Annotated in this window: 6 protein-coding genes; 1 reads left to right on the forward strand and 5 read right to left on the reverse strand. The window is 68.7% G+C overall.

What is annotated here, in order from left to right:
- Positions 1-299: 299 nt before the first annotated feature.
- From VA603_RS12340 to VA603_RS12350, 3 genes are all read right to left on the reverse strand, one after another.
- Positions 300-1,208, reverse strand: a complete 909-nt coding sequence (locus tag VA603_RS12340) for a glycosyltransferase family 2 protein (RefSeq protein ID WP_323439021.1) — start codon at positions 1,206-1,208, stop codon at positions 300-302.
- Entirely contained in the window at positions 1,205-2,152 is a 948-nt protein-coding gene (locus tag VA603_RS12345; protein ID WP_132865853.1) for a UDP-glucuronic acid decarboxylase family protein, read from the reverse strand. Before VA603_RS12345 ends, VA603_RS12340 begins: the two co-directional genes overlap by 4 nt.
- Positions 2,153-2,309: 157 nt before the next feature.
- The gene (locus VA603_RS12350; RefSeq protein ID WP_323439022.1) at positions 2,310-3,125 is read right to left on the reverse strand and encodes a glycosyltransferase family 2 protein; all 816 of its coding nucleotides are present in this window, start codon (positions 3,123-3,125) and stop codon (positions 2,310-2,312) included.
- 102 nt (positions 3,126-3,227) lie between these two features.
- On the opposite strand from VA603_RS12350, the gene VA603_RS12355 reads away from it, so the two are divergent.
- The gene (locus VA603_RS12355) at positions 3,228-4,259 is read left to right on the forward strand and encodes a CDP-glycerol glycerophosphotransferase family protein (RefSeq protein ID WP_323439023.1); all 1,032 of its coding nucleotides are present in this window, start codon (positions 3,228-3,230) and stop codon (positions 4,257-4,259) included.
- 45 nt (positions 4,260-4,304) lie between these two features.
- Here the strand turns inward: VA603_RS12355 and VA603_RS12360 are convergent, their stop codons facing one another.
- Both VA603_RS12360 and VA603_RS12365 read right to left on the reverse strand, forming a co-directional pair.
- Positions 4,305-5,804 carry a PH domain-containing protein gene (locus tag VA603_RS12360; RefSeq protein WP_323439024.1) on the reverse strand — a complete coding sequence of 500 codons (1,500 nt, stop codon included), beginning with the start codon at positions 5,802-5,804 and terminating at the stop codon, positions 4,305-4,307.
- Complete coding sequence (locus tag VA603_RS12365) at positions 5,801-6,319, reverse strand: PH domain-containing protein (protein WP_323439025.1); 519 nt, start codon at positions 6,317-6,319, stop codon at positions 5,801-5,803. The genes VA603_RS12360 and VA603_RS12365 overlap by 4 nt, the downstream gene beginning before the upstream one ends.
- Positions 6,320-6,391: the final 72 nt, after the last annotated feature.

Genomic DNA, 6,391 nt, shown 5'->3' on the forward strand with positions numbered 1-6,391 from the left:
ATGCCGGCGATCACCGCCAGCAGTCCCACGAACAGCAGGTTGCGCCAGCGCGGTGCAGTTGGCTCCCCGGGGGAGGACAGGTCGATGGTGGAGCGTGGCGGTTTCAGGTCGGGCGTCATGTGCAAACGGTGGTGGGCGGGGCGTGCGCCGCAATCCCCGGTCCGCAAGGGATTCGATGCCGCAGGGCCGTCACCTCGGGGCGCTGGGGCGGGCGGAGGGGACGCAAAGGGTAAGGGAAGCCAAGCGGGTCTTTGATGAACGCCCCGAACGAGCGTTCAGCCTCATTCCCGCAGCCCGGTTCAGCCCTTGCCGCGCTTGCGGCTGCGGACGATGCTCAGGATCCGCTCCAGGCGTTTCCACCAGGGCAGCCGGGCCCGCCAGCACAGGTCGATGTAGCGCCGTGCCTCGGCCCAGTCGGGGTCTGGCTTGGTGCGGTACTCCAGCTTGGCCAGCTCCAGGCAGGAGTCGTCCAGGCCGGCGGCGCGGGCGTAGTGGTGGATCAGGCCGCGCGACTGCAGCAGGCCGTGGAAGACGGTGTTGCGGTCCTGCTTGGCCCACCAGCCGTTGTCGCCGTGGATGCGGTAGCCGACCTGGCCGGTGGGCAGGAAGTACTTGCGTGCACCGAACAGGCTGGCGCCGAACACCAGGCAGTTGTCGGCCGACAGGCGCCAGCTGGCGCTGACCTGCGCCGGCAGGTCCATGCACTGGCGCGCGTAACGGCTGCGCAGCGACAACGCCGAGGTCGGCGCGCCGTACCAGTAGGTAAGCGCATAGGTGCTGATCGCGGTGTAGCCCAGGTCCAGTGCGCGCCCGGCGAAGCCGATGCGGCCGTTCTCGTTGCCGAACAGCGCGATGTCGGAGAACACGAAACCGACGTCCTTGCGCTGGTCGTAGACCGCGCCGATCTGCTCCAGGTAGGTGGGCTCCCAGCGGTCGTCGGCGTCGAGGAAGCAGATCACGTCCGCGTCGGCGGCGGCCACGCCGCGCTGGAACGCCGCCAGCTGCCCGCCGTTCTGGCCGAACAGCAGGGTGATCGCCGGATGCGCGCCGTAGCGCTCCTGCAGCAGCGCCTGCGAGCCATCGCTGGAACCATCGTCCACGACCAGGATCTGTGCGGCCGGACGGGTCTGGGCGAGCACGCCTTCGATGGCCTCGACCACGAAGCGCGCGTAGTTGTAGTTGGTGATGACGACCGCCAAGCGGGTCATGCCCGGTCCTCGGCCAGCAGGGTGCGGAAGTAGGCGATGGTTTCCTTCAGGCCGTCTTCCAGCGCGACCTTGGGCTCCCAGCCCAGCTTCTCGCGGGCCAGCGTGATGTCCGGCTGGCGCTGGCGCGGGTCGTCCGAAGGCAGCGGCTGGAACACCAGCTGCGAGCGGCCGCCGACCAGCTGCAGCACCTTCTCGGCCAGTTCGAGCATGGTGAACTCGCCGGGGTTGCCGATGTTGATCGGGCCGGTGAAGCCGGCCTCGGTGTCCATCATCCGGGTCATGGCCTCGAGCAGGTCATCGACGTAGCAGAAGCTGCGCGTCTGCTGGCCATCGCCGTAGATGGTGATGTCCTGGCCGCGCAGCGCCTGCACGATGAAGTTGCTGACCACGCGCCCGTCATTGGGGTGCATGCGCGGGCCGTAGGTGTTGAAGATGCGCACCACCTTGATGTCCAGCGCGTGCTGGCGGTGGTAGTCGAAGAACAGCGTCTCGGCGCAGCGCTTGCCCTCGTCGTAGCAGCTGCGGATGCCGATCGGGTTGACCCGGCCCCAGTAACCTTCCTGCTGCGGGTGCACTTCCGGGTCGCCGTAGACCTCGCTGGTGGAGGCCTGCAGGATGCGCGCGTTCACGCGTTTGGCCAGGCCGAGCATGTTGATCGCCCCGTGCACGCTGGTCTTGGTGGTCTGCACCGGGTCGTGCTGGTAATGCACCGGCGAGGCCGGGCAGGCCAGGTTGAAGATGCGGTCCACCTCCACGTACAGCGGGAAGGTGACGTCATGGCGCATCAGTTCGAAGGACGGGTGGCCGATCAGGTGCGCGATGTTGCGCTTGCTGCCGGTGAAGTAGTTGTCCACGCACAGGACGTCGTGGCCGTCCCGGATCAGTCGGTCGCACAGGTGCGAGCCCAGGAAGCCGGCGCCGCCGGTGACCAGAATTCTTTGCATGGAACGATCCCAGAGAGGAAAAAGACAGGCCCCGCCACGGGAGCAGGGCCGGCCCATCATTTTGTCACGGTTGCATCCGGCCGAGCCGCCGTACGCGGCAGGAAACGCGGCCGTTCATCCCTGGAAAACGTTTCCGGCGCGCGTGACCGGAAGCGGTTCAACGGCTGGCGGGGGGCGTCTGCACCGGTTGGCCGTTCTGCAGCAGCCACAGCATGATGGTCTTCTGGCGGACGTAGTTGGCGCTGACGAAGGCCTCGATCAGCCCCGGCCAGCCGTCCAGGAAACCCCGCTTGAACACGAAGCTGCGGAAGAAGCGCCAGGCGGGGGAGATGATCAGCTTGCCCAGGCTGGCACGCTTGCCGCGGCTGAATTCGTGTTCGGCCATCATCCGCGCGTATTTCTGCTTCTTGTCCAGCAACTGCAGGAAGCTGCGGTAGGGGTGGTGCAGCAGGTCGCCCTTGAGCAGGGCGACGGGGCCGTCGACCGAGACCGCCTCGTGGATCTCGCGGTCGCCGCGCCAGCCGCCGTGGCGGCGGTCGAACAGGCGCAGCACGCGGTCCGGGTAAGCGGTGCCGTGGCGCAGGAAACGGCCGAAGTACTCCGAGCAGCGCGCGAAGCGGTAACCGGGGCCACGCGGGAACCCGGCATCGCGTTCGGCCTCGATGGCCGCGCGCAGGGCCGGGTCGACGCGTTCGTCGGCATCCAGGCACAGAACCCAGTCATGCCGGGCCTGGTTGACGCAGAAGTCCTTCTGGCTGCGGAAGCCGTCGAAGGCGCGCTGCAGCACCCGTGCCCCGGCCGCTTCGGCCACCGCCACGGTGGCGTCGGTGGAGAACGAATCCACCACCACGATCTCGTCGCAGAACGCCAGCGAGGCCAGGCAATCGCCGATCCGGTCCGCCTCGTTGAAGGCGATGATGCAGGCCGATACGCGGGGGCGGCTGCTCGGGGAGCTGGACGAGGGCTGGGGCATGCAGGGGTACGCGGTGGGAGCCGGGGCCAAAGCCTAGCAGCGACGCTGCCGGCTGGCGATGCGATAATCCGCGCCAGATCCCGGAGATTCAGGAGTTTCCACGTGCCACGCCACTATCTGCTGTACGGCTCGGAGCGCTACGCGCTGGCCATCCTCCGGCCGGTCCAGGCGGCGATCCGGGCACGCGGGGATGAGGCAGCGTGGTTCTTCGATGGTCCCGGGGCCGAGGACCTGGCCGAGGACGAAACCCTGCTGACGGTGGCGCAGGTACGCGCCTGGAACCCGTACGCGGTGATCACCTCGTCCAATGCCGTGCCGCACTTCTTCCCCGGCGTGAAGGTCGAGACCTTCCACGGGTTCGACGCCGGCAAGCCGCGCCACATCTACATCCGTGGCTTCTTCGACCTGTACTGCACCACCGGCCCGCGCGACACCGCCGCGTTCTCGGCGCTGGCCAAGGAGCAGGGGCACTTCTCGGTGGTGGAGACCGGCTTCCCGAAGATCGACCCGTTCATGAGCCAGCTGCGCGCCGCGCCCGACCCGGTGCGCGCGCCGCCGGTGATCCTGTACCACTCCACGTTCTCGCCCTCATGGAGTGCGGCGGGCATCCTGCACGATGAGATCAAGCGTCTCTCGCAGAGCGGTGAGTGGCGCTGGATCGTCACCTTCCACCCGAAGATGGACCCGGAAGTGGTGGCCAAGTACCGCGCGCTGGAAGGCCCATACCTGCGCTTCGCCGACGACGACAACATCCTGGACCTGTTCCCGCAGGTGGACATGATGTGCTCGGACACCTCCTCGGCGCTCAACGAGTTCCTGCTGACCTACAAGCCGGTGGTCACGTTCAAGAACCGCCGCCCAGGCCCGCAGCTGATTGACATCGACGACCCGGCGCAGTTCGAAGGGGCGATCCGTACCGCGCTGTCGCGACCGCCGGCGCTGATGGCCGCGGTGCGCGACTTCGCCGACCAGTTGCACCCGTACCGGGATGGCAAGTCCAGTGACCGCATCCTGGATGCGATCGATGCGTTCGTCGCCAAGGGCGCGCGCAACCGCAAGCCCAAGCCGATGAACCTGTGGCGCAAGTTCAAGCTGCGCAAGCGTATTGGCTATTGGGGGCCGGCGCGGACCTGACGGCCCGCCATGCCCTTCTCCCGGCCGGGAGAGGGGCGTTCACTCTCACCAGCGCAGCCGGCGCCGCGCCATCTCCTGGCCAAGCTGCGCCATCAGCTCCTGCGCGCGCTGTTCCTCCAGGAAACGCAGCTGCAGCGGTGGTGCGCCGAACGCGCCGGCGGTGTCCAGGGTCAGCGTCGCGGTGCCGAAACGGCGGTCCAGCGGCGAGCGATCCAGCCGCAGCGCCTGCAGCTTGTCCAGCTCGGCCACCCGCCACCAGCGGTTCCACCAGCCGCCGCGCACGGTCACGCGCTGGGCATCGATGCTGTAGCCCATGCGCGTGACCTGACGACGGGCCTTGAACGCCGACCATGGCAGCCACAGCAACGGCAACAATCCCCACGGGCCGGTTTCGTGGGTCAACACGGCGGCCAGCGCGCCGCTTGCCAGCAGCGCCGGCAGGCACAGGCGCCACCAGCCGCGGGTGGAGACGGCCTGCCATTGCAGCGGCGGCCATTGCAGCTGCGGGAGCAGGTGCTGCAGCAGGGCGTCGCAGGTGGCCGGCGTGGCCAGCGGCGCCAGTTCCTTCAGGGCGCGGCCGTCCTTGTCCTCGTTGCCGCCACCGCTGGCGATGTCCACGCGCAGCTGGCGGCGCCCGAACAGGCGATGCAGCGCTCCTTCGCGCAGCGTCCAGGCCTGGATGCGCCGGCGCGCCACGCTGCTGCGCACGCGGGTGAGCAGGCCGCGTTCGACGGTAAGGCGGCGGTCGGCTTCGGTCAGGCGGAAGCCGTGGTACTGCATGAAGGCCAGACCGATCGACAGCAGCCACATCAACAGCAGCAGGGTCAGCAGCCCGGCCACGGCGCTGATCGCCATCGCGGTGCTGCTGAAATGCAGCTGGCTGGCATAGCCCAGGGCCTGGCGCCCCTGCTGCTCGATGAAGTCAGCCGCCATCTCGCGCGGGAACATCTGGTACAGGGCGCCCACCGCCGCGGCGACCACGACCAGCGCCTTGTTCGACACCAGCCCCAGCCGCACCAGTTCCATGGGCGGCAGGGCCAGCAACAGGTCGGCTTCCGGCACCGGCGCATCGGTGGCGACCGGTGCGTGGCCGCGCTGGCGGATCAGGCGTTCCAGTTCCAGTGCCTGGTCGAGCCTGAGCACGCGCATCTCGGCTTCGGGCTTGTCGCCGGCGGCCGATTCCAGCCGCAGTTCGGCCACGCCGAACAGGCGGTGCAGCAGGTTCTGGTGTACGGCGACGTTGTGGATGCGGGCGAACGGGATCTCGCGGCGGGTGCGTTCGAACACGCCGCTGCGGATGACCAGCGTGTCGGCGCCGATGCGGTAGCGGTAGGTCAGGTACTGCAGCACCGAGCTGGCCACCAGCGCGGCGATCACCACCAGCGGGATCAGCTGGAACCACCACGCTTCATCGCCACGCCGGCCACCGAAGATCAGTACCGCGACCAGCGGCAGCAGCATCTGCTGGATCTGGCGCAGCAGCACGAACAACCACGACCAGGGGTGCAGCCGGCGTTCGGCGTTGTCGGCGGAAGGCAGGTTCACAGGGCGTCGTCGTGGTCGAGCTGGCGCGCCAGGCGGTCACGCAGGCGTTCGGCATCGGCCAGTGCGAGCCCGGCGATGGCGACGGTGTTCATGCGCGTGCCGGCGGTGTGCACGGTCAGCGTCGCCAACCCCGCCATGCGCTGCAGGGGGCCGCGGCCCAGGTCCAGGTGCTGCACGCGCGAGATGGGCACATGGCTTTCGCTCTGCCACAGGTGGCCGCGGCGTACGCCCAGTGCCTGCTCATCCAGCCGCCAGAACGTCAGTCGGTGCCGCCGCCAGCCGAACCAGGCGCCCCACGCCAGCCCGACCAGCAGGCCGGCGCAACCGGCGAGCAGCCAGTGCGCGTAATGGAAGGCCAACGGCACGATGCCGGCGGCCAGCGTCAGTGGGATGGCCATGCCGATGGCGCTGCCGACAGCGGCGAACACCGCGCCACGCCGTGGCAACGGCTGCCAGCCGGTGTTGGTTTCAAGGGGGTGAAGCGAGGCTTCGGGGAGCGCGGGAGGTTCCATCATGCGCTGACTTTAGCGGGTTGGATCGAAGAAGAGGCAAGTGCAGGGGAGGGGGCGCATTGCGTGTGCTTCCCC

The organism is Stenotrophomonas capsici (assembly GCF_034961085.1).
In the GTDB taxonomy this organism is placed as follows: Bacteria; Pseudomonadota; Gammaproteobacteria; order Xanthomonadales; family Xanthomonadaceae; genus Stenotrophomonas; species Stenotrophomonas capsici.